At 40.1% G+C, this 24,541-nt stretch carries 15 protein-coding genes and 1 pseudogene; 4 read left to right on the top strand and 12 right to left on the bottom strand.

What is annotated here, in order from left to right; genetic code table 11:
• Positions 1 to 12: 12 nt before the first annotated feature.
• The 5 genes and pseudogenes from MMG00_RS05160 to MMG00_RS05140 form a co-directional block, all read right to left on the bottom strand.
• Positions 13 to 1,373: pseudogene (locus tag MMG00_RS05160) on the bottom strand (IS3 family transposase).
• Entirely contained in the window at positions 1,366 to 1,731 is a 366-nt protein-coding gene (locus tag MMG00_RS05155; protein ID WP_242152371.1) for a carbohydrate kinase family protein, read from the bottom strand. The pseudogene MMG00_RS05160 and the gene MMG00_RS05155 overlap by 8 nt, the downstream one beginning before the upstream one ends.
• 83 nt (positions 1,732 to 1,814) lie before the next feature.
• The gene (locus tag MMG00_RS05150) at positions 1,815 to 3,767 is read right to left on the bottom strand and encodes a pentapeptide repeat-containing protein (protein ID WP_242152368.1); all 1,953 of its coding nucleotides are present in this window, start codon (positions 3,765 to 3,767) and stop codon (positions 1,815 to 1,817) included.
• Positions 3,768 to 3,867: 100 nt separating this feature from the next.
• On the bottom strand, positions 3,868 to 5,076 hold the full coding sequence (locus tag MMG00_RS05145) for an MFS transporter (protein WP_242152365.1): 1,209 nt from the start codon (positions 5,074 to 5,076) through the stop codon (positions 3,868 to 3,870).
• Between the two features lie 589 nt (positions 5,077 to 5,665).
• Positions 5,666 to 6,289, bottom strand: coding sequence for an arylesterase (locus MMG00_RS05140; protein ID WP_242152363.1), 624 nt, complete (start codon positions 6,287 to 6,289; stop codon positions 5,666 to 5,668).
• Positions 6,290 to 6,443: 154 nt separating this feature from the next.
• On the opposite strand from MMG00_RS05140, the gene MMG00_RS05135 reads away from it, so the two are divergent.
• From MMG00_RS05135 to MMG00_RS05125, 3 genes are all read left to right on the top strand, one after another.
• On the top strand, positions 6,444 to 7,130 hold the full coding sequence (locus MMG00_RS05135) for an ABC transporter ATP-binding protein (protein WP_242152360.1): 687 nt from the start codon (positions 6,444 to 6,446) through the stop codon (positions 7,128 to 7,130).
• Positions 7,123 to 9,621 carry an ABC transporter permease gene (locus MMG00_RS05130; RefSeq protein WP_242152358.1) on the top strand — a complete coding sequence of 833 codons (2,499 nt, stop codon included), beginning with the start codon at positions 7,123 to 7,125 and terminating at the stop codon, positions 9,619 to 9,621. The genes MMG00_RS05135 and MMG00_RS05130 overlap by 8 nt, the downstream gene beginning before the upstream one ends.
• A 144-nt stretch (positions 9,622 to 9,765) precedes the next feature.
• Positions 9,766 to 11,289: a M20 metallopeptidase family protein gene (locus tag MMG00_RS05125; RefSeq protein WP_242152355.1), complete on the top strand. Its 1,524-nt coding sequence runs from the start codon at positions 9,766 to 9,768 to the stop codon at positions 11,287 to 11,289.
• A 105-nt stretch (positions 11,290 to 11,394) separates the two neighbouring features.
• On the opposite strand, the gene MMG00_RS05120 is transcribed toward MMG00_RS05125, so the two are convergent.
• The 6 genes from MMG00_RS05120 to fumC all read right to left on the bottom strand — a co-directional run bounded on the left by MMG00_RS05120 (position 11,395) and on the right by fumC (position 22,014).
• Positions 11,395 to 12,582, bottom strand: a complete 1,188-nt coding sequence (locus MMG00_RS05120; protein ID WP_242152353.1) for an amidohydrolase — start codon at positions 12,580 to 12,582, stop codon at positions 11,395 to 11,397.
• Positions 12,583 to 12,615: 33 nt separating this feature from the next.
• Complete coding sequence (locus MMG00_RS05115) at positions 12,616 to 14,148, bottom strand: AbgT family transporter (RefSeq protein WP_242152351.1); 1,533 nt, start codon at positions 14,146 to 14,148, stop codon at positions 12,616 to 12,618.
• A 180-nt stretch (positions 14,149 to 14,328) separates the two neighbouring features.
• Positions 14,329 to 14,640 (bottom strand): cupin, encoded by a 312-nt coding sequence (locus MMG00_RS05110; protein WP_242152348.1) that lies wholly within the window; start codon positions 14,638 to 14,640, stop codon positions 14,329 to 14,331.
• Between the two features lie 105 nt (positions 14,641 to 14,745).
• Positions 14,746 to 16,341: a sodium/proline symporter PutP gene (gene putP, locus MMG00_RS05105; RefSeq protein ID WP_242152345.1), complete on the bottom strand. Its 1,596-nt coding sequence runs from the start codon at positions 16,339 to 16,341 to the stop codon at positions 14,746 to 14,748.
• A gap of 58 nt (positions 16,342 to 16,399) precedes the next feature.
• Positions 16,400 to 19,564, bottom strand: coding sequence for a bifunctional proline dehydrogenase/L-glutamate gamma-semialdehyde dehydrogenase PutA (gene putA, locus MMG00_RS05100; RefSeq protein WP_242152342.1), 3,165 nt, complete (start codon positions 19,562 to 19,564; stop codon positions 16,400 to 16,402).
• A 1,052-nt stretch (positions 19,565 to 20,616) separates the two neighbouring features.
• Positions 20,617 to 22,014: a class II fumarate hydratase gene (gene fumC / locus MMG00_RS05095; protein ID WP_242152339.1), complete on the bottom strand. Its 1,398-nt coding sequence runs from the start codon at positions 22,012 to 22,014 to the stop codon at positions 20,617 to 20,619.
• A 348-nt stretch (positions 22,015 to 22,362) separates the two neighbouring features.
• On the opposite strand from fumC, the gene MMG00_RS05090 reads away from it, so the two are divergent.
• On the top strand, positions 22,363 to 22,923 hold the full coding sequence (locus MMG00_RS05090; RefSeq protein WP_242152336.1) for a class I SAM-dependent methyltransferase: 561 nt from the start codon (positions 22,363 to 22,365) through the stop codon (positions 22,921 to 22,923).
• Positions 22,924 to 23,410: 487 nt separating this feature from the next.
• Here MMG00_RS05090 and MMG00_RS05085 read toward each other — a convergent pair whose 3' ends face one another.
• Positions 23,411 to 24,541, bottom strand: a complete 1,131-nt coding sequence (locus MMG00_RS05085) for an ABC-2 transporter permease (protein WP_242152333.1) — start codon at positions 24,539 to 24,541, stop codon at positions 23,411 to 23,413.

The following is a 24,541-nucleotide window of genomic DNA, read 5'->3' as shown; positions in this document are numbered from 1 at the left end:
GACAGTTTAAAATTATAAAGACAAGGACTGAGTTCGATATTCTATTGGACTTAGTCCTTTTAATTTAAGCTTAATTCGTTTGTGATTGTAATAATCAATATATTTGTGCAGCTCTGTTTGAAGATGATCTACTGATTCAAACCGTTGTGTGTAAAAAAATTCTGATTTTAATATCCCAAAAAAGTTCTCTATGACAGCATTATCATAGCAATTACCTTTACGGGACATACTCTGTTTAATATTGTTTTTCTTTAGGTTTTGTTGATACTGAGCCATTTGATATTGCCAACCTTGATCTGAATGAAGGATCAGCTTTTCTCGACCTCTCTTACTACTTTGTAAGTATGTTAAGGCTTTCTCCAACATCCGTTCGACTAATTCATATTTTGGTCTTTTTGTAATTTCATAACTAATAACTTCTTGATTATAGAGATCTAGAATCGGAGATAAATAGAGTTTCTCCCCATTGACTTTGAACTCTGTAACATCTGTTACCCATTTTTGATTAGGCTTGCTTGCTGTAAATTGACGTTGTAAAAGATTCTTAGCGACTCTTCCAATCTGGCCTTTATAAGAACGATATTTCTTTGGACGAATCAAAGATTTTAGGTTCAACTGTTTCATTAGCCTCTGGACTTTCTTATGGTTAATGATGAACTCTCGCCTTAGTATTGCTGTAATTCTGCGATAGCCATAACGCCCCTTGTTCTCATGATAAATTGACAATATTTTCGCTTTAAGATCACTTTCCGGATCAGCAGAGAAGAGTGACTTTCGATGATAATAATAACTACTTCTCGCAAGATGGCTCACTTTAAGTAGGAGTGTTAAAGGATGCTTCCCTTTTAACTCCTCGATTGTTTCAGTTTGAGCCTTCGCTGTTCCTCCCTCTCTTCCAACTCTTGATACTTTTTTAAGACATCATTCTCCGCACGGAGATAGAGAAGTTCAGCGGTTAATTCATCAATCAACTTTTCCTGCTCTGTTCTATTATCTGGCTTTTTGGGACGTTTCATTATATTAGGTCGACCTTTCTGGCGTGGTTTAAGCGCATCTAAACCACCAATTTTAAAGAGAGATTTCCATTCTAATACAGAAGTAAATGCAGGAATATTAAAATATGCAGCAGTCTCTCGGATAGAAAGGTTATTTAATGTCATGTAAGTTACAACATGTAGCTTAAATTCAGCCGTATAGTTAAGTTTAGAAGTTCTGGGTTTTATACCTTCAGCCCCATGATACTGATAAGCTTTCACCCACTTACGGACAGTTGTGCATTCCACATTAAAGTAGCGAGCAGTCGCTTGATAACCATGATTATCAAGATAAAACTGAATTACTTGTAATTTAAAATCAAAAGAATATTTAGTCATATAAAAACACCCCAAAGTTGTGTCCAACTTTTGGGGTGCTGTTCACAATGAGGTACGGCTTTTGTTTTTGCGAGGTTAAGAGTGATTGAATAATCTCCACTTGCTCTTGAGAGAAGATAAACCCTGTAGTGACTAAATCAAACTGAAAGCCATGTTTTTGCCACATTTGAGTACTATTTCTCATAAACTCTGTGAGCTCTTGCACCACCGCATCTCCATAATCAAAACTGTTAGAGACAACAGCTGTAGGTAGATAGTTTAAGGTGCGATTTTTCTTAGTTAAAATCGGGGTCATTACAGATAATGAGACTTTACCAACGCCGGCAAAGTCACCGATTAAGAGGAGTTCTTTCGTCATGAAATGGGGTCTACTTCAAAGGAATTTGGAAACAAAATAAGGGGTTAATAGTGATTTTTTAAGATCATGGTTCATGGGGAAGTTTATGCCTTCCCCCCTAATTCATCTCGCTTTTTAGAGAGATCAAAATCAGAGAACATCTTGGTAACAAGGCGTTTCTCTTTACTATTAAGTGATTCATAAAAGGCTTGATAGTTACGATTTTTCTCTTTAAACATGCGGTGGAATACTGCTAAGCTATCTCGCGTTTTGATCTGCTCAAGGCTTCGGTGCCCACTATAGGTTTCCCCCGGTTGTTGATTTTCACCACTTCGCATGAGCGTTTCATGAGCTTGCTTTGCTTCCATGATCGGAATGCGCCATCTTGGCTTTTCAAGAAGCTCAATATATTTATCACAAAGTTCAGCGTTATTTTTGATGGGCTCAGAATTACTAGGGTTAATGTAGATCACCTCATCTCCCTTAATAAGTTCGATAATGGCTTCTCGCTCAAGGCTTGTGGAGTTCGCAAATCCAGGAAGACCATTAATACCTAAAAACTCGATACGATCATTCATAAAATCTTCATACGAAAATTTTGTATGAAGCATGGTGGTTCCATAAAAGTACACTTTATGGAAGATATTAGTAAAGTCTGCGCGAATGCAGTTTGCATATTTAAATGTCGTATTGGTGATCTGTGCATGCTTAAAGGAGGCCGATGTACAGTCTGTCATGGTAAATGTGGTAATATTGAGCGCTGCTTCATCAAAATTAGCATCAATACAGCTACTATAATCAAAGGTGACATAGTTTGCTTGAGCGTAGCTAAAGTTCACATTACGAAGATTCGCATAGGAGAGATCCGCATGATCACTATATGCGCCTTTTAAAATCGAGCTTGCAAGATTCATCTTAAAGTTTAGCGCTCTCACTAAGGTCTTATCTTGCGAATACTCTTTTTTACTCAATAGTCGATAGAGGATTTGAATCTCATTGCCGGGCTCTTCTTCACGCTGACGAATCACTCTAGAGGCATCATCATAGCGCTCTGAATAAGCTCTTGGAAAACGAGATTTAGCAATCGAAGGATAGTACGTTAATAGATACTCTTCAGTATTGGTGAGGGTACGAATATGCCCGCAAAGGATACTTAATACCTGTTCATGAAGCGAGAAAGCCTTTTGATAGGCTTTAATCTGCGCAAGGTCTGCCGGGTTTGTTTGAAAGTAGAGCTCTTTAAGCTTTTTTTGCCCTTTCACTTCTGAAGGCGGTAACGGTTTTGAGGTGATATAAGGGACAATCGGATGATCTTTATAACGATGAAAATAGACGTTGTAATAGCGGCTATCGAGATAAGGAAGCGCTTTAACGGCATCTTTCACGATCTCCCAAAGAATATAAATACCGCCAAGGCGAACGGATTCATTCTTATCACCAAGTAGCTTAATACCTTCAAGCATACGGCGATCGACTTCACTTTCACGATCTTTTTGTTGGGTATATTCAAGGTGTTTTTCAGATTGGCGTAAAGAGCGATGACGAACCGATGCCACATAAGCAGAAACACTAAATCCAAGCACCGCAAAAGCCCCGAAATAGAGGGAGGTTAAAAAGGTATATTCACCCCCATAAAGTTTAGAAGGCGGTACTTGCGCCATTAAAGAAATTAGATCTACAAATAATAGCGATAAAATGAGTAACATTGGTATCGCAAATGTCCCCATCACAAACAAACTATGTTTTGAGGTGAGTCTCTTTAATAACGGAGAGGCGCTTGAAGAGCGTTTTGTATGAATCAAATAGCGCTTTAAAATCGTTAAAAGGGCGTTATAAAGGATACTAAAGATGAAAAAGGCGAGCGGAACAGTAAAGATCAGACTCAAAAAAGAGATACTATTAGAGATAGGGGAATGTATGGCAAGCCAAAGAATCGTCGGGATTAGGGCGAAAATTTGCGCACTAATCCGGCGGTTGCGTTTGTTTTTTAACATCCAGGCGCCGAGTTTTTGTAATTCAGCTTTTAATGCTGCAAAGATTGGCGGGAAATTTCTCATAATACTCCGATAAAAATTAAGTGATCATCTCTAAAAATAACAAAGGCTATTATGCCATTATTCCATCATAAGATCATGATCACTGATATTTTGATGCTTTTTAAGCATTTTCCTCATTACCGGCAATTTTATCCTCTTCTTTAGGTAAGAAGAAGGTTAAGAAGCCAAAAAATGGTAAGAAGGAGGTTAAGATAAAGACCGTTTGCAGATTTGTCACATCCGCAAGCCATCCTAAGAAAAGTGCGCCGATACCGCTCATTCCAAACATTAAGCCAAAGAAAATACCAGCAATCATGCCAACATTACCAGGGACTAATTCTTGAGCAAAGACCACGATCGCCGAGAAAGCGGAAGCTAAAATTAACCCGATAAAGATGGAAGCAATGATGACACCAATAAAGGGTAAATGAGGTAATGCAAGCGAGAAGGGAATAGCCCCAATCATTGAGAACCAAATAACAGATCTACGCCCAATTTTATCACCAATCGGGCCGCCGGCAAAGGTACCAACGGCAATTGCAGCCATAAAGACAAAGACAAGAATAACGGCATTAGAGCGCTCTACATGGAACTTCTCAATGAGATAGAAGCTAAAGTAGTTAGTGAAATTTGCCATATAGAAATATTTGGCAAAAATGAGTAGGGCTAACGTCGTTAACGCCCACATTGTGCGTGCTTTACCATAGGGGAAAGTTACAGCGCCGGCGACTTTACGTTTATTAGATTTTTGATATTCTCTCCCCCAATTTCCAAGGTAAAAGAGTACGCCACAAGCAATAAGCCCTACCGCTGCAAACCAGAGAATATTCTTTTGATTTGCATATTTAACAATGATAATGCCGGCAACTAATGGTCCTAATGCGGATCCTAAGTTTCCCCCTACTTGGAAAATTGATTGCGCTAAGCCATATTTCCCACCTGATGCAATGCGCGTTAATCGTACGGCTTCAGGGTGGAAGATTGAAGAGCCAATTCCCATCATTCCTGCGGCAATTAAGAGGTGTGAATAAGCGGTGGCTGAGCTTAAAAGCACTACACCGCTTGTGGTCACTAGCATTCCAATTGGTAAAAGCATAGGTTTTGGGTTTTTATCAGTCCAAAAACCAATACAAGGTTGTAAAATGGAAGCGGTCATCTGATAAACAAGGCTAATAAGACCAATATTGGCAAAGTCTAGCACAAAATTCTTCTGCAACATCGGATAGATAGCAGTGAGCATCGATTGAATGAAGTCATTAAAGAGATGCGCACTACCGATGAGTAATAAGATGGGTAAAGCGACTTTCAGCGTTTGATTAGCAGGCTTCACAGCATTGTTCCCCTAGAGATTTGGTGATGAGTATGGTTATTATTAGTGGGAAATTTGATGTTTTTGGCTGAATTTCAAAATAGATTGTCACTGATTGTTAAACAGGACAAAGATTGAATTTTGCGATTTATATTCTCCCTTTAAGGAAGATAGCAAATTTCATTTTTAAGCTCAATTGAATAGAAAAAATAGTTCTATTTATGGGATTTCTTGTAAAGTTTAGCTCTTTTTTATAGAGCAGTTTTTTTATCGTGAAATAGGATTATAAAAAGCCTGTGATTGATAGCCGATTACTATAAACAACATTATTTTAAAAGCAAAATAGCACAGCGTATGAATCAAAACGACTTGCAAATACCGGATAGAACGATTCTTGCACTTTTCATAATTGATGCGCCGGCAATTTGATTGAATGGCTTTGAAATTGATTTCACTATAATTTGTGGGCATCAAAAGGGAGCAAGAGGAATGCAAATATTCCCTCTTACTGATAGATCTTTTTAAGTTAAAGCTATTTAAGCAAAAGATACTATAAGACGATTTTTTGTGATGATTCCTAAGAATTATGGGAAAGCCTTTTTTAAGGCGTTTAGCTATTAGAAGGAGTCAGTAGTGGTTCAAGCTTTTCCCAAACCGCCTCAAGCATGAGCGGTTGCCCTTTTTGATTAGGATGAATTCCATCATTTTGCATAAGATCAGGATTGCCGCCCACTTTCTCAACAATTGAAGGGAGGACGGCAATTTGATGCTGTTCTCCTAATGTAGGATAGAGCGCTAAGAAACGGGCTAGGTAAGCATCTCCATAATTAGGCGGTAATTGAATACCAATTAAGAGAGGTGTGCTATTTGCGCTTTGAGTCAGTTCAATCATCTTTGAGAGATTCTCTGCAATTTTAGTAGGTGGCGTTGCGCGAAGCCCATCATTACCACCTAATTCAATAATCGTGATATTGGGTTGATGTTTTTCTAATAAAGCAGGTAAACGAGAGAGCCCATTAGTTGTCGTATCGCCAGAGATAGAAGCATTAATCACCTGATATTGATGATTTTCAGCTTGTAGCTTTTCTTCTAATAAAGCGACCCAACCTTCTTCTGCATTAATCCCAAAGCCTGCACTAATACTATCGCCAACAATTAAAATGGATTGTGCCTGTGAAATAGTGCAGAGAATGATGGCGGCCATACCGAGTTTTAATTGTGTGATAAGTCTCATGATAAAAACCTTTCATAAAGTTGGGCGAAAAATAGTAATCATCTACTATCTTACCTTGTTTGGAATCATTGATTAAATCCACAAGAGAGCAATTTTGATTCAGCAAAAAGATGTTATGATTAATCTTTAAAATTTTAACGCATTTGGATAAATAATGACGACGATAATTTTGGATGCAAAGCATGTTGGAAAATCGGTAGAAACAACAGAAAAATTAACGATTTTACAAGATATCTCTTTTCAATTACATGAAGGGGATAGTTTAGCGATTATCGGGAGTTCTGGCTCGGGGAAATCGACATTACTAGGGTTGCTCGCAGGTTTAGATGTGCCAACCGAAGGGGAGATTTTATTAGCCGAAAAGCCCTTAAGTAAACTGAGCGAGGATGAAAGAGCGGCTCTTCGGGCGTTACATGTGGGGTTTGTTTTTCAATCTTTTCAATTATTAGAGTCTTTAACAGCGGTTGAAAATGTGATGTTACCTTTAGAGTTAGAAGGGAAAAAGGGTGCAAGAGAGCGAAGTATTGAGCTATTAACTCGAGTAGGATTAGGGGAAAGAACCCATCATTATCCTAAGCAGTTATCAGGTGGTGAGCAGCAAAGAGTGGCGATTGCTCGCGCATTTGCCTCAAACCCAACGATTTTATTTGCCGATGAACCGACCGGCAATTTAGATACGAAAACCGGTGAATCCATTATTGATCTACTTTTTCAGCTAAATGAAGAGAGCAAAACAACCTTAGTATTAGTCACGCATGAAGCAAGGTTAGCAGAGCGTTGCCAATATCGAATTCAAATTGAGGGTGGACGTTTAGTGGATCAGGATTTTAATCATGAATAAGTTATCCTTTGTTCAATTAGCGGCACTGGCTTTTAAACAATTGATGCGAGAAATCCGCGCCGGAGAATTGCGTATTTTACTGGTAGCGCTTCTTATTACGGTCATGATTAGTACGGCGATTGGTTATTTTAGTACAAGATTGCATGCTTCAATGGAAGCGAGGGCGGGGGAGTTTCTCGCTGCGGATTTAGTACTAAGAAGTAATGAAGATGCGGCAGATTCGCAGTTAAAACTGGCAAAAGATTTAGGGTTAGAACATGCGAAAACCGTGAACTTCTCGACAGTAATTTTAAATGGTGATGATCTTCAGCTTGTTTCCGTAAAAGCGGCGGATATAAATTATCCTTTACGAGGAAAGCTGAAAATACAAGATAATCTTGAAACCCCTGAATATGAGGTAAATGAAGGACCAAAGGTGGGTGAAGTTTGGGTAGAATCCAGATTGTTATATGGTTTAAACCTTCATGTAGGTGATGTTATTGATATTGGGAAGCAATCCCTTAAAATCACTAAAATCATCACTTATGCGCCTGATCGCTCGGCAAATTTTTATAGCTTTAATCCCTTTGCGTTAATGAATCGTGAGGATTTAGCCGCTACAGGTGCTGTGCAAAAAGGAAGCCGAGTCACTTATCGCCATTTGTGGGCTGGTGATATGGCGCAAATAAAAGAATTACAGCCGGCATTAAAGAAAACATTAATGCCTAATCAGAAGATTTTAACCATTGCTGATGGGAGTAAAGAGGTGAGTGGCGCTTTAAACCGTGCGCAAAATTACCTCAATTTAGCAAGTTTAGTGGGGATCTTGTTAGCAAGCGTCGCAATTGCGTTATCAGCGAATCAATTTGCCAATAATCGTTATGATGCCAGCGCCTTACTTCGCTCGCTTGGAATGCAGCAAAAGCAAGTATTGTGGTTATATGGTTTTGAGCTATTTTATGTAAGTATTATAGGGGCTGTGCTAGGCGCTATTTTAGGGTGGCTCGCGCAATTAGGGCTATTTGTTTTATTAAAAGATCTAATTAGCACGGAGTTGCCTTCTGGGGGCGTAATGCCGGCAATTGCAGGTGTTGCAACAGGATTTACAGTCTTAATTGGTTTTGCATTACCGCCTTTAGCCGCTTTAGGAAGAACACCGCCGCTACGAGTCTTAAGAGAAGATTTACTGCCAACGCCGCTTAAAAGCTTTGTGGTTTATGGGATAGCGTTACTGGCACTTTTTTTAATCATGTGGCAATTAAGCTTAAATATCAGTTTAACTTTGGCACTTCTTGGCGGCGCTATTTTGATGGTGATATTACTGGGCACAGCGCTATATTTTTCTGTGAGATTTTTACGTAGAGTATTATCTCGAGCTTCATTTGTATGGCGAATGGCGCTAGGACAAACATTGCGCAACCCTGTGAAATCGATGGGGCAAATCGTCGCATTTGGCGTTATCTTAATGACAATGGCATTAGTGATGATGCTCCGTGGGGAATTACTGCAAACTTGGCAAGATCAATTGCCACCTGATGCGCCTAACTATTTTGCCATGAATATTATGGAAGAAGATAGAGCGCCCTTTAGGGAGCATGTCGCAACATTATCGCCTAATATCTCGCCATTTTATCCTATGGTGGCAGGGCGCTTAACGGCGATCAATGAGATTCCTGTGCGTAAAAGAGCGTTTAATAATGAACGAGCGGAAAATGCGACAAAGCGTGATCTTAATTTAACTTGGAGCGCAGATTTACCTGCCGAAAATAAGCTTGTAGAAGGAGAGTGGTGGCAGGAAAATAGTAAGGAGATGAGCGTTTCTTTAGAAGAGGATTTAGCCAAAGGGTTAAATGTGCAATTAGGGGATATGCTCACCTTTGTAATTGCCGGAGAGAGCTATACCGCCAAGCTCACCAGTATTCGCCATGTGAATTGGGATACGGTGCAGCCTAACTTTTTTGTAATGTTTAACCCAGAATCAATTGTGGGTGTGCCCGTAACGTATTTAACAAGTTTCTACTTACCAGCTAATATGCAAAAAGAGCTGATGACATTAGCCCGCGAGTTTCCAACGATTACGCTATTAGATTTAATGGCGATAGTAAATCAATTAAATGAAATTTTGCAACAAGTTACATTAGCAGTGGAATATATTTTAGCATTAGTGCTATTAGCAGGGTTAATCGTCCTTATCGCGGGGTTACAAGCAACATTAAGCGATCGATTACGGCAAGGTGCTATTTTACGAGTTTTAGGCGCAAATCGAAAAATGCTCTTTAAAAGCCAATTGATAGAGTTTGCCTTAATGGGCGGATTAGCAGGATTACTGGCGATGATTGGAAGTGAGTTTATTAGCTTTTTACTCTATCGTTTTGTTTTAAATTTAGAGTGGCAACTGCATCCTTGGTTAATATTATTGCCGCTAATTGGGGCATTATTGATTTCACTATTGGGAATAATAGGGACTAGAAGAGTTGTGCTTGTATCGCCTTTATTGGTTTTACGTAGATAAATGGTGTAATAGATAAAGAGATTGATTATGGATTGTATTTTAATAGATGATCAATCAATAAGAGATATCGGCCGATCTTTGGATGGTTTTGAGATATAACAATAATAATATTGGTAAGAGGATTTTAAAATGAGGAGTTTAAAGATGAATCAACGACAAAAGCCATTGAGCATTTTGCTTTCAGCTTGTCTATTAGCAGGAATGATGGTGAATGTTGCTAGTGCAGAAACGGTTACTTCTGAGTTAATCGTTTCAGGTGGCATGGAGACTGAGTCTGTGATTTCGGAGGAAGTTGCGTCAAAATCAATGACAGGATCATTAACGACAGGGGCAGGAACGACGGGATCAGTAACAGTGGGATCAACAGTAACAGGTTCTATCGGTGTTGAATCAACAATTAAAGCATCAGATCAGGCTGAAAAAAATTTCAATGAGCGGGCGTTAATGCTTGCCGATAGCATGGAGAGCCAAGTGATTGAATGGCGCCGGCATCTTCATGAGCATCCTGAACTTCCATATCAAGAGTATGAAACGGCAAAATATATTGTGGATGCTTTAGAGAAGATGGGAGGTTATGAGATTGAAGCGGGGATTGCGAAAACCGGCGTCAAAGCGGTTTTAGTTGGTGGAAAGCCTGGGCCCGTTGTTGCGCTTCGTGCAGATATGGATGGCTTGCCGGTTAAAGAGCAAAATACATTACCCTTTAAATCGCTAGCCACAGGTATTTGGGATGGTAAAGAAACCCCTATTATGCATGCTTGTGGGCATGATACACATGTGGCGATGCTACTAGGGGCTGCGAAAGTCTTTTCACAAATGAAAGATGAGCTAAAAGGAACGATTGTGTTGATTTTCCAACCCGCAGAAGAGCAAGGACCAGGGACGCCGCTAAGTGGTGCAAATCAGATGATGGCAGAAAATGTGCTAGAAAACCCTAAAGTAGATGTGGTAATGGGGCAACATATTGGGGGTTCTTACCCTTCAGGCTCTATTAGTTATCGTCCGGGAAGCTTTATGGCAAGTGGGGATGGATTTAAGATTGAATTTGAAGGTAAAGGCGGGCATGGATCATCACCTTGGAGTGCTAATTCCCCACTTTTAGCGGCAGCAGAAACAACTATTGCGCTTAATAATATTGTCAGTCAAAGAACAGATCCGCAAGATGGAACGATTGTCGTAACAGTTGGCTTACTTAGTAGTGGCAGCAAAATGAATATTTTGCCAGATAGCGCTGTGATTGAGGGAACGGTAAGATCTCTCTCTAAAAAGAATCAGGCAATCGCTCATCAAAAAATCCAACGCTATAGTGAAAATATTGCTGATAACCACGGCGTTAAAGTGAATGTGACTTTAAGTACCGGCTATGAAGTATTAGTAAATGATGCAGATGTCGTACAGACCATTGCGCCGGCATTAGATGTCGCAACTAAAGGCGTGGGTGCAATTGAATCTCTGCCTTTAATGGGCTCTGAGGATTTTGGAGCTTATGCTAATAATGGCACGCCGATTGTCTATTGGTGGCTTAATGCATCCCCATTTGAAGATCGAGCTGGCGCTGCGAACCATTCCCCTGAATTTATGATTGATGAAGATGCTTTAATCGTAGGTGTCAGAGCATTAGTGGGAAGTGCGCTAAGTTATATGGAGCAAAATGCTACTAAGGAATAAGAAGAGGATTTGAACCATGAAAAAAGCGTTATCAACTTTAAGCTGATAACGCTTTTTTTAATATAGAAATGTTTGGTATTTTATTCGAAACTGATTGAGGGGACTTTAGTTAAAGTAAGTCGGGTACTGTTCTACAACATTAATCAGTAGTTGTAAGCCGTAAAGCATGCCATCTTCATCAATGCCGAATTTAGGGTGATGATGCGGATAGTCAAACCCTAGATCACTGTTGTTACCGCCAACAAAGACAAATGTGGATGGCACAATTTTAGAAAAAGCACTAAAGTCTTCCCCGCCAAGCATACATTTTTCTGTAATAATTGTGGTATCTTCCATCTTTTCTGCAATCGATCGAATGAACTTTGTCTTCTCCGGATTGTTATAAGTGACGCCATAACCGATTGTGTAATCTACCGTGCAGCTTGCCCCATATTCAGCGCATGTAGATTCGGCCATCTTGGTAATATTATCTTTAAATATTTGGCGAACCTCATCACTAGCTGAGCGAACGCTTCCGCCAAGAATGCAGACATCAGGAATGACGTTTAATGCACTAGATCTTCCCGCTTCAAAGAGCGTATTACTAATAACGCCAGGCTCTTGTGGAGCAATCATGCGTGAAATAATCGTTTGAAGTTTTTGTACGATCATCGACCCGATAATAATCGGGTCAATTGACATCTCAGGTTGGGAAGCGTGTCCTCCTTTTCCTTGGATTTTAATACGATAGGTATCAGAGTTAGAGCTTGCAGGACCTTCTTTAATATCTAATACGCCCACCGGTAAGCCTGACCAAATATGTTGGCCATAGATAAAGTCGAGTTCATTAAAGAGCCCTGTTTTTACCATCTCTTGCGCGCCTCCCGGGAGGAGTTCTTCTGCGTGTTGAAAAATTGCCCAGACTTCGCCTGTGAGCTCATCAAAATGTTCATCAAAATAGTGGCAAGCGGTCATTAGCATTGAGGTATGAATATCATGGCCGCAAGCGTGCATGACGCCCTCATTTTTAGATTGGAAATCTAGCTCTGGGCGCTCTTCTTGAATTGAGAGCGCATCGATATCTGCGCGCAGCCCAATTTTTGGACCTGGTTTTCCTGTTTTAAATTTCACTAAAACACTTGTACCCACAGGGCGGATAATTTCTGCATTTTTGAGCTTACTCATATTTTCGACAATATATTTTGCCGTTTCAAATTCTTGAAATGAGAGCTCAGGATGTTCATGAAGATGCCGGCGATACTTGAGTAATTGTGGTTCGTAAGTGGCGAGTTTCTCTCTTGTGATAATCGTCATGATAAAAATCCTTATATTATTGATGTCTGTTTTTTAGAAATATTTCTGCTCTAAGAAGATAGGGCCACCAGGACCTACCGGCAAGCCAAACCAGTACCAGATCAGTACAAAGAGTGTCCAAACAATTCCAAGCGCCAAGCTATAAGGGAAGAGGTTGGAGATCAAAGTGCCTAATCCCATATTTTTATCATACTTCTTCGCAAAGGAGAGGAGAAGTGGTAAATATGCCATCATGGGAGTAATAGGATTGGTAATGGAATCTCCCACACGATAAATGGCTTGGGTAAATGCTGGGTGATAGCCTAAAAAGAGGAACATCGGCACAAAAATAGGGGCAAGAAGCGCCCATTTTGCTGAAGCACTGCCAATAAAGATATTAATGATACTCGTGATAATAATAAAGCCAATAATGAGCGTGAAGCCGTTTTGATTCTCAAGTAGCGACGCGCCTTTAATGGCAATGATCAAGCCTAAGTTACTCCAAGCAAAGAGGGCAATCATCTGCGCTGAAAAGAAGACAATCACGATAAAGGAGCTCATCCCCGCCATTGAACGATTCATCATCTCTACAATATCTTTAGAATTACGAGCTTTTTTAGTTATTGCCGCATAGATAAAGCCAGGAATAAAAAAGATAATGGCAATTACAATGGCAACACCTTGAATAAGTGGCCCATCAATAAGGCTACCTGATTCAGGATTACGCAAAAAGCTCGATTCTGGAATCGCTAAAACGGTAATGGCAACTAAGATTGTTAAAAGTGATAAGTTCGCCCATTTTAAACCTTTCTTCTCAATTATTGTAAGGTCATTTACCGCTTCCTCTTGATGCTCTGGCGTATATTCACCTAAACGGGGAATAATAATTTTTTGAGTCACAAAGAGAATGACAAAAAGGAGTAGGAACATAGAAGCCGTCATAAAATACCAGTTCATGGCAATATTAACGGGGATATCGACATTAATGGTTTTAAGGCTTGCTTCGGTAAAGGAGAGTGCTAAGGCATCTGCCATGCCAATAATGGTATTAGCAGCAAAAGCACCGAGTGCTGCGGCATACGCCATCACTAAGCCAGCAATAGGATGATAACCTAACCGCACAAAGATCATTGCCGCAAGTGGGGGCACAACAATTTGTGACGCATCTCCAGCAACGGTTCCTAGCATTGCGACCAAAATAAGCACCGGCATAATGAGTTTGATCGGCGCTTTTTCTACAGTTGCAATCATCACTGCTCTAAAGTAGCCACTATGCTCCGCAACGCCGATTCCAAACATGACAACTAACACAACACCTAATGCTGGAAACTGCGTAAAGTTAGTGGTGGCCTTGGTAATCATCTGCGTTAAGCCATCAATCGTTAAGAGGTTAATAACATGGACTGTCTCTTTAGTGACAGGATTAAAAGCGGTAACATCCATCGCACTCAAAAGTGCTGAGGCAATGATCGTAATGATGCATAATCCGATAAAGATCATGACAGGATCAGGGAGTTTATTGCCCCAATATTCAATTTTATTGAGAAAGCTCATAAAGAAGCTTGGCTTAGCGGGCCGAGTTGTCATAGGGAATCCTTTTATGATGATAAAGCACTCGTCATCTTTTAATGAATGCTTAAAACTATAGCGTTATATTTGTAATAGTACAGTAATACAAATATGAAGGATATTCCAGATTTTTGTGAAGAGTTGAGAGCAATTGTGAGGAAGATAGGTTTTAGATCACCTATCTTCAAAAATAGAGAGTTAAATAGATCCTTCTTTTTCTATAACAAGCACCCTTGCAGCACCTTGAGGGTGGGCAACATGCTCTGTGCCAATGGTGGCATGAAAGATATCGCCTGTTTCTAGTAATACTTGATGAATAATGTCATTTTCTTTATAGTGCATTTCAACTGCGCCATCCATGACGGCAAAGATCTCTTCACCATCATTGATATGCCACTTGTAAGGTTGATCTGTCCAATGAAGCCTTACAGTAATCCCCTGTAAATTAGCGATATCTAATGCCGCCCAAGCACGATCTGTGGTAAATTCTTTACTTTTAATAACTTTCATCTTTAATACCTTATTATGGTGAAAATATCTTTAAAACTAGCTGATAAAAAAGCACTATAAGATTATCTTACAGTGCTTTTGAAGTGATGTATTTTTATTTAAAACTTACGATTGCATCGCTTTTTTATAAGCTTTTGAAGTCTCTTCAAATTGTGCAACCATCGATTTTGTTGGTTTTCCAAGTAGGCTTACAATAATGATCATAAGACATGCTAAGGCAAATCCTGGGATGATTTCATAAAGTCCTAAAAGTGGGAAATCCGTAAGGATCTGTTGAACTTCAACACCGCCACTTGCTGCTAACCACTCTTTAATTTTAGGGAAGATAATCACGGTTAAAGCTCCTGTAATCATTCCTAAAAGGGCGCCATTACGGGTTGTACGTTTCCAGAAAATAGAGAAGATCACAACAGGACCAAATGCCGCGCCAAAGCCTGCCCAAGCATAAGAAACTAGGCTTAAGACTTTACTATCAGGATCATAAGCAATGTAGATAGAGATTGCGGCAACGATAAATACCATCATTCTTCCAATCCAAACAAGCTCATTTTCTGATGCATTTTTACGTAAGAAACCTTTATAAAGGTCTTCAGTTAAAGCACTTGAAGATACGAGCAATTGACAGCTTAAGGTACTCATGACAGCGGCTAATACACCAGAAAGTACAATACCCGCAATCCATGGGTTTAAGAGAACTTTTGCAAGTTCCATAAAGACCGATTCAGGATTTCCTTTAATAACCTCCCCACTAGCTGTAACGCCACCAATAACGTTAATGCCAGCTTCAGGGTTTTCTAAGAAGTAAGCATAACCAAAGAATCCAACTAATACTGCACCTAAAAGACAAAGTGCCATCCAAGTAATAGAAATACGGCGAGCCTTTGGAATCGTTTTTACAGAATCTGCCGCCATAAAGCGAACAAGAATATGTGGCTGACCACAATAACCCAAGCCCCAAGCAATTAAGGAGATAATCGCAATCCACGTTAAACCATGAGTAAAGTTCAGATGACTTGGGCTAGCTTGACGCACTGTTTCTATAGCATTAGCAATATCGAGTTCGCCAACATTATTCATTTTAAGAATAACGACTGTCGGCACGAGTAATAATGCAAAGATCATTAAGGTCGCTTGTACGGTATCTGTCCAGCTAACGGCTAAGAACCCGCCAATAAATACATAAGCAATGGTAGCAAAAGCGCCAACCCAGATTGCCGTGTCGTAGTTCATATCGAAAGTAGATTCGAATAATCTAGCACTTGCAACAACCCCAGAAGCACAGTAAATCACAAAGAAGAAGAGAATGATGATCGCTGCGAAAATTTTCAATAAGCGGCTCGTATCTTCAAATCGACCTTGGAAGTAATCTGGAAGGGTGAGTGCATCATTGGCTTTTTCAGTAAACATCCGCAGTCTACCGGCAACAAAGAGCCAGTTAAGATAGGCCCCTAATGTTAAGCCGATAGCGATCCAAGATTCTGAGATTCCTGCGACAAAAATGGCGCCAGGAAGCCCCATGAGTAACCAACCACTCATGTCTGAAGCCCCAGCTGAAAGCGCTGTAACAACACTTCCAAGACTACGACCTCCTAAGATATAGTCAGATAGGTCATTGGTAGATTTATAGGCATAAAACCCAATGCCGATCATGGCAAGTATATAGATAAAAAATGTAATATGTATCGGTTGTATTGAACTCATAACAAGCTCCTTTTCATCCTATGATAGTGGTAAGTTTGGTTATTGTTATTATGCTGCATTAATCTAGGCTCTCCTCTTGGTATGCTTGGCTAATAAGCGCAGCGTCACCACCAATTGCGGCGGTATTAATTGAGACAGAATGCTCATTCATAAAGCGCAGTAAATAGTTCGGTCCTCCCGCTTTTGGCCCTGTTCCTGATAATCCTAATCCCCCAAAAGGTTGAACCCCAACCACGGCACCAACTTGGTTACGGTTAACATAGAAGTTCCCCACACGAGCAAGGGTCAGAATCTCATCAACAACGGTATCATTTCGAGTATGAATGCCCATGGTTAAACCAAAGCCAGTAGCATTGACCTCTTTAATAAGAGAAGCGAGATCACGACGATTGTAGCGAACGATATGAAGAATCGGACCAAAGTTCTCTTTATTAAGATCTTTAATAGAATCGATTTCAAAAACGCTAGGAGCGATAAAGTAACCTGTCAAATTAGGGTCAAGCGGTGCTTGAGCCAATAACTTACCGGCCGCTGTTAGCTCATCAATATGGGCTTGTAATCCTTGTTTTGCGCGTTCATCAATCACGGTACTAACATCTGTTTTACGGCTAAAAGGAAGTCCGACAACATAATCCTCTAAAGCGCCTTTTAAGAGCTCAATGATGCGATCGGCAATCTCTTCTTGTAAATAGAGCACTCGAAGTGCAGAGCAGCGTTGACCAGCACTAACAAAAGCTGATTGTAGAGTATCGCGTACAACTTGCTCAGGAAGCGCTGTTGAATCGACAAACATCACATTTTGTCCACCCGTTTCGGCAATGAGCATCGGAATTGCGCCATCACGTTGAGCTAGATTTAAGTTAATATGTTTAGCCGTTGCCGTTGATCCTGTAAAACAGACGCCAACAACACGATGATCTTTTGTGAAAATATCTCCTAAAACTTTACCATCTCCCGGAAGAAGGGCAATAGCATCCGCCGGTAAGCCTGCTTCAAAAAGGAGCTCAACGGTGCGGTAAGCAATAAGAGGTGTTGCTTCTGCGGGTTTTGCTAAAACTGTATTGCCACTTACAAGCGCAGCGGTGATTTGCCCTAAGAAGATTGCAAGCGGGAAGTTCCATGGACTAATACAAGCGATGACACCTTTGCCACTATAATGGAAGCTGTTACGCTCACCCGTTGCGCTTGCAAAGATGGTCTCAGTATCATATTTGCGAGCTTCTGAGGCGTAGTATCTACAAAAATCAGCCGCTTCTCGAATCTCATCAATTCCATCTTGAATCGTTTTCCCCGCTTCTAAACTACAAAGCGCAATGAGCTCCGCACGGTTTTCTTCTAGTAGATCCGCCATTCTTTCAAAGATGATTGCGCGATTTTTAAATCCATGCAGATTCCAATTAAACCATGCATCTTGTAAAGAGCTAATAGCTGTTTCCACTTGCTCCGGTGTTGCAGTACTGACTTTTCCAACCACCGTTTTAAGATCGGTGGGTGAGAGTGCTTCGATAGCCGTATTGCCATTTGTTTGTGCTTTGCCATTAATAAGGGGCGCAGCGCTCCATGTTTTCTTTAAAAACTCATGATAATCTTTCGCAAAGGGTTCCCACGTGGAACTAATATTGGTATTTAAACCTCGTGAGTTTTGGTGGCTTTTATAAAGGTGATCTGAATAAATTACCGCAGGATTTTTAATAGAGCCATATTGCTCAAGAAGTGTTGAGGGAGATTCAACTAATGAATCAATTTCCACTTCAGGATCCACAAGCTGATGGACAAATGAGGAGTTCGCGCCATTTTCAAGTAGACGGCGCACAAGGTAGGGGAGAAGATCATGATGCTTTCCAACTGGTGCATAGATACGAACGCTTTTTCCTGATTTAGCGATGATCTCATTATAGAGTGCTTCGCCCATGCCATGAAGGCGCTGGAATTCAAATTGATCGTTATTAATTTTGGCAGCAAAATTTAAGATGGATGTCACAGTTTGTGCATTGTGCGTAGCAAACTGTGGTTTAATTGCGCCTTGCGCCATTGGCGATAACATATATTTAGCGCAGGCTAAATAGGAGATATCAGTATTCTCTTTCCGCGTAAAGACGGGGAAATTATTTAACCCACGGACTTGTGAGTCTTTAATTTCAGTATCCCAATAAGCCCCTTTTACTAGGCGGACGGGAATCGTTGTATTATGAGATTTTGCTAAAAGTGTCGTCCAAATAAGGGCGGGTAAGGCATGCTTTGCATAGCCTTGGATCACTAACCCTAAACCGCCCCAATTACGGATCTCTTCTATTTCTAAAAGTTTTTCAAAAAGCTCTAATGAGAGTTCTAAGCGATCGGCTTCTTCTGCATCAATACTAATTTCTGCATCAATTTGAGCGCCTAATAATGCCAGCTCTTTCACTCGATCATAAAGTTCAGTCATAATGAGATCTTTATTGGCAACATTATAGCGAGCGTGAAGAGCGGAGAGTTTAATAGAGAGAGAAGGTTTTGGGCTCTTAGGTAGGGGAGATTCTTTGCCAACGGCAATCAGCGCTGCTTTATAATCTTCAAAATAGCGCGCGGCATCTTGCTCTGTCATGGCAGCTTCGCCAAGCATATCAAAGGTATAGGTATAGCCTGCTTCACGGATTTTACGACCATTTTTAAGGGCCTCTTCAATCGTTTCACCGAGGACAAACTGTTTCCCCATCACTTTCATCGCTTGGTAAACGGCTTGACGAATAATAGGTTCGCTCAGTTTATTGGTCATTTTCTTAAAGATGCCACTTGTTTCATTGACATCCATAATACTGCCCGTAAGGATTAAGCCCCAAGTGGCGAAGTTTACCAGTGATTTATCACTATTGCCTTTATGACTTTTCCAGTTAATGCCGGCAATTTTATCTCGAATAAAAGCATCTGCTGACGCTTTATCAGGAATACGAAGATAAGCTTCCGCTAAACACATTAAGACCAATCCCTCTTTAGTAGAGAGGTTATATTCCCTTAAAAGCGCATCAAGTGAGCTTTCAATATCTGGTTTACTACGAATATCATGGATGACACTATATGCCTCATCACGGATTTTTTGAGCCATATCTGCATCAATCTCAAGAGATGTTTGCAGTCTTTGCAAGGCAACTTCTTCATCTTCTAAATAAGTTTGCCCAATAGTTGGGAAAAACTCTTGTGGGGAGAGGGTTGGAAGTTGTTGTTCAGATAAAATACGCGTTAGCATTATTGCGCCTCCATTGGTCGATGAATAGGTCGATAAAAATAGATGACAAGATCAAATGAACCGAAGTTCAACATTGGGTAAATGTTTTGATCCTTACAAGTGTTAAATTGGGTAAATTTCACTTGTACTGCTTATCAGTTTCTTTTATTAGAATCTGGTAAGCGTCCTTTTAATGGGTTGATATATTCTTCATTTTTATTATCAAGATATTTTTATAAGATAATGTGATTACTATGCCATTTTTTCTTAAAAAATGCGCAGATAAAGCATTTTCTTATTTAGAGAGATATATCATCTAAACCTCATAATAACAAGAATCTGACTGAAAACGAGACTTAAAACAGTGAGATAGGACAAGTAATCTTAAAAGAAGTGAGAGAAAGCGATGATTTGTGATTTTTTTAAGAGAAATAAGAGATATAGTGGATTCTTTTTTAGGAAAAAATCACTTCAAAAGCAAAATAGTGCGGCGTGTGAATCAAATTAGCTTGTGTGATTCTAGAGAAGAGCGATTCTCGCGTTTCTTATAGTTAATGCACGGGTATTGTGAAATAGGTTTAAAACAGGCTGGTTGAAATGCTGAGCATTGGCTATTAACAATAAGAAATAGGTTCTATCTGGTATTTTGCAAGCGCTATTTAATACGTATCTTTATAGATTTATGCAAAAAGCCTAGAGGGAATATTTCGTGTTCGTCCTATAGTAAAATCGGTTTAAAAGTCACTTAATCAGGTTGCCGGTGCATGGTTATGAGAAGCATAAGAGTCGTTTTATCCAGCATCACGCAAGCTTATAGTGAAATCGGTTTAAAAGGGGCTGAATCAGATTGCCGGCGCATCGGTTATGAGAAGCGCAAGAATTACTCTATCCGGCAGTGTGTAAGCTTATTTGATATACAATCTGCACCCTTAATATTTTTAAAATAGTGTTTCTTAAACTGAATCGACTCTATAAAACTCAAGAATAAAAAAAGCTATCTTGTAAGATAGCTTTTCTCTATGACTCTTAAGGATTGAGTTATCCATTTAGATAACTAGATCTCTTTAAGGCCCTTATTTTAAAGAACCGACCATTTCAGCAGGAACAACCCAAGCATCAAATTCTTCAGCAGTTAAGAAACCAAGCTCAAGCGCTGACTCTTTAAGGGTTGTGCCTTTTGCGTGGGCATTTTTAGCAATTGCTGCCGCTTTGTCATAACCGATGTGGGTATTTAAAGCCGTTACAAGCATGAGTGAGTTGTTAACAAGCTCTGTGATACGATCACGATTTGGCTCAATCCCAACAGCACAGTGATCATTAAAGCTCTCCATACCGCCGCCTAAGATGCGAACGGATTGGAGGAAGTTTTCGATAATCATTGGGCGGAAAACGTTAAGCTCAAAGTTCCCTGATGCGCCGCCGATATTAATAGCAACATCATTACCAAATACTTGCGCACAACCCATAGTTAATGCTTCAGATTGTGTAGGGTTAACTTTTCCTGGCATGATTGAGCTACCTGGCTCATTTTCAGGAATAGAGATCTCACCAATTCCAGAGCGTGGGCCTGATGCTAACCAGCGAACATCATTTGCGATTTTGTTGAGTGACGCGGCTAAGCCTTTAAGAGAGCCATGCGCATGAACGAGCGCATCGGTGGTTGCTAAAGCTTCAAATTTATTTGGTGAAGTAACAAATGCTTCGCCAGTGAAATCTGCGATCTCTTTAGCAACACGAGTTGCATATTCTGGATGCGTGTTTAAGCCTGTTCCAACTGCTGTACCGCCAAGAGCCAGTTCAGAAAGGTGTGGCAGTGCGTTTTCAATATGGATTAAGTTATGACCGAGCATCGCTTCCCAGCCAGAGATCTCTTGCCCAAGCGTTAATGGGGTTGCATCTTGTAAATGCGTACGACCAATTTTCACGATATCTTTAAAGCTCTCTGCTTTTTGACCTAACGTTTCACGAAGGCGTTTTAATTCAGGAAGTAAAAGACGTTTGATCTCTAATACTGCAGCAATGTGCATCGCTGTTGGGAAAGTATCATTTGAGCTTTGTGCTTTATTAACATCATCGTTAGGGTGCACTAAACGCTCTTCGCCACGAACACCACCGAGAATTTCACTAGCGCGATTTGCAAGGACTTCGTTCATGTTCATGTTTGTTTGTGTGCCTGAACCTGTTTGCCAGAGCGAAAGCGGAAATTCTGTAGAATGTTTGTCTGCTAACACTTCATCAGCAGCAGCGATGATTGCTTTTGCTTTCTTCTCATCAAGGTGGCCAAGGTCCATGTTCACTTTAGCCGCTGATCTTTTCACAATCGCTAAAGCTTCGATTAATGCTTTTGGCATTTTTTCATTAGAGATACGGAAGTTTTGTAAAGAACGTTGAGTTTGAGCGCCCCAAAGTTGGTTGTTAGGAACCTTCATGTCACCCATGGTGTCTTTTTCAATACGGAAATCCGTTGTCATAAATAGTACTCCTTCATTGTTAGTAATTAATGAGATGCTTACAATAGTTGTTTATAAATATCTTTTTTAAAGTGTGAGGATTGAGTTATCTTATTGAAAATATAGATACTTGATGGGTATTTATTACCAATGATCCTCACCTTTTGAATTTTTAGTGATCTACTTATCATGCCACAGATCTCTTTTTGAAACTACGTTTTAACTACATGAGGATCGTACAGAGTTTAATCAAGGGGGCTTTTGCTATTTTTTATCGAAAATGAATTATGTCATCAAGTTGACATAATTCTGTGGTTTAATAATGGCATTTATTAATTGCTTGTTTATAAAGAAGGAACCTTGCCAAAAATGCCGCAGCATTATAAAAAGCATCTAAAATACCTCAATGGTTTTATTCAATCTCCTCGAAGTATCGGGACTTTAATTCCTTCTTCTCCTACGCTTTGCAAAGCGATGATTGCAGAGATGGATTGGCAGCAAGCAGATTTAAAAGTGGCAGAGCTCGGGGCTGGTGATGGCGTTTTGACAAAGCATCTTCTAAAAGCCATGTCAGAGGATTCAAAGCTTTGTGCTTATGAGATTAACCCGCTTTTTTTTGAAGATCTTGATCATATCGATGATGCGCGCCTTCATGTTTGTAAGATTTCAGCTGAGAAGCTTGATCAGCCATTTAATGTGATTTTTTCTTGTTTGCCTTTTTTATCACTGCCACTACGTGTTTCTTTAAAGATCTTGCAATCGGTGATGAAAATTTTACAAAAAACGGGGGGATGCTTTGTTCTCTTTCAATACACGCAAAAGATGGAGCGTGTGTTATCAAGATATTTTGATTGGGAGCGAAAACTTGTGATGAAAAACTTCCCGCCGGCATATGTTTATCGCTGTACCCCAAAAGGGATTAGTAGTTAAAGAAAAAATAACAAGATGGATAGCGATAATTTGAATAAGCTGATTAGGTTGTTGCGTAACGAAGGCCCCGTTAACTTTTTTAAGCGAATAATATAGCCGGCTCGGTTTAATAAATATCGTTTTAAACGGTAAAAAATAGAGTATTCGCATCAAATCAACTTATAAGATGCCAGATAGAATGATTCTTGCGCTTCTCATAACCGATGCGCCGGCATTTATAACTATTACGCATTAAATTCCGATACGAGCTGAAAAAGGCTTAAAACTGCAGGCACGTAATTTCCAAAAACATGCAAGCATTCGACCCAGCCGCTCATCAATCTATTTTAGGAGGATGACTAACGAACAAATTTTGAGCTCTCATTTTATTTGGAAATCACTATAAGAGTATATGACAAAAAAAGAGACCGATATTTAGGTCTCTTTTTGTTAGTGCGTTATTAGCCTTTTATTTGATAACTAACCCTTAATATAAATTGAATTAGTTTTAAGCCATCTGCCCAATTGTTGCTCTAAATCTACGATGTGCAAAGTAGAAGAAAGCCGAGCCAATTAAGAGCAGATACCCCATAGAAGGCCAAACAATTGAGATGCCGGCGCCTCTAAAGAGAATGGCTTTTCCAAGCTCAATAAAGTGCGTTGTGGGTGCGGCGAGCATAATATATTGAATGATTTCTGGCATACTCTCTCGTGGCGTCATTCCTCCTGAAAGCATCTGTAAAGGCACAAGAACAAGGAGTAATAGCATTCCAAACTGCGGCATGTTTCTAGCAATTGTGGCGAGATAAATCCCAATGGAGGTCGTTGCAAAAAGATTGAGCGCAGCGCCCACAATAAAGAGCGTGATAGAGCCTTCAATAGGCACATCTAAAGCGCCTTGAACCACAAATATCAATGAAAGGGATGAGGCAATAAGCACCACTAATCCCATCGACCACACTTTTGAGAGCATGATCTCAAAGGGTGTTAAAGGCATGACAAGAAGGTGCTCAATCGTGCCTCGTTCTCGCTCCCGAATAACAGCCGCTCCCGTTAAGATAATAGAGAGCATCGTGACTAAGTTAATCACTTCATTGAGTGCCCCAAACCATGAAGCTGTAAGGTTTGGGTTAAAGCGCATTCTCTCTGTTAAGTTAACAGGTAAATCCTGTACAGAACGTTCCCTTGCTAAATATTCACTAATCTCGGCATTGATGATCTGATTGATAATCATATTACCGGTAAAGCCTTGCGTCATTCTTGTGGCATCGATATTAAGCTGCATGGTTGGATGACGATTGCCTAAGAGATCTTGTTGAAATGACGGGGGGATATTGAGGACAAATGTATATTCGCCACGATCTAAGCCTGCATCCATTTCACTGAGTGTAATCTCATCAGGGAGTGTAAATTGCGGGGGGTAAAAGGCTGTTTGAAGGCGCTCAGATAACGTTGAGCGGTCTTCATCTACAATGCCGATACTTGCATTTTGTAACCCATCAGGCACCGCCGTTGCCGCGGTATAAACAGATGCGGTAAAGGTAAAGGCAATTAAAATTAGTAAAATCGGATCTCGGATTAAGCTCCAAAGCTCTTTTACACCAAGATTGTAGATATTTTCAATACTGTTTTTGACCAT

Origin of the sequence: Ignatzschineria rhizosphaerae (assembly GCF_022655595.1) — a bacterium.
In the GTDB taxonomy this organism is placed as follows: domain Bacteria; phylum Pseudomonadota; class Gammaproteobacteria; order Cardiobacteriales; family Wohlfahrtiimonadaceae; genus Ignatzschineria; species Ignatzschineria rhizosphaerae.
Note: the sequence above shows the minus strand (reverse complement) of the source record. Positions and strands in the feature narration are given on the sequence as shown.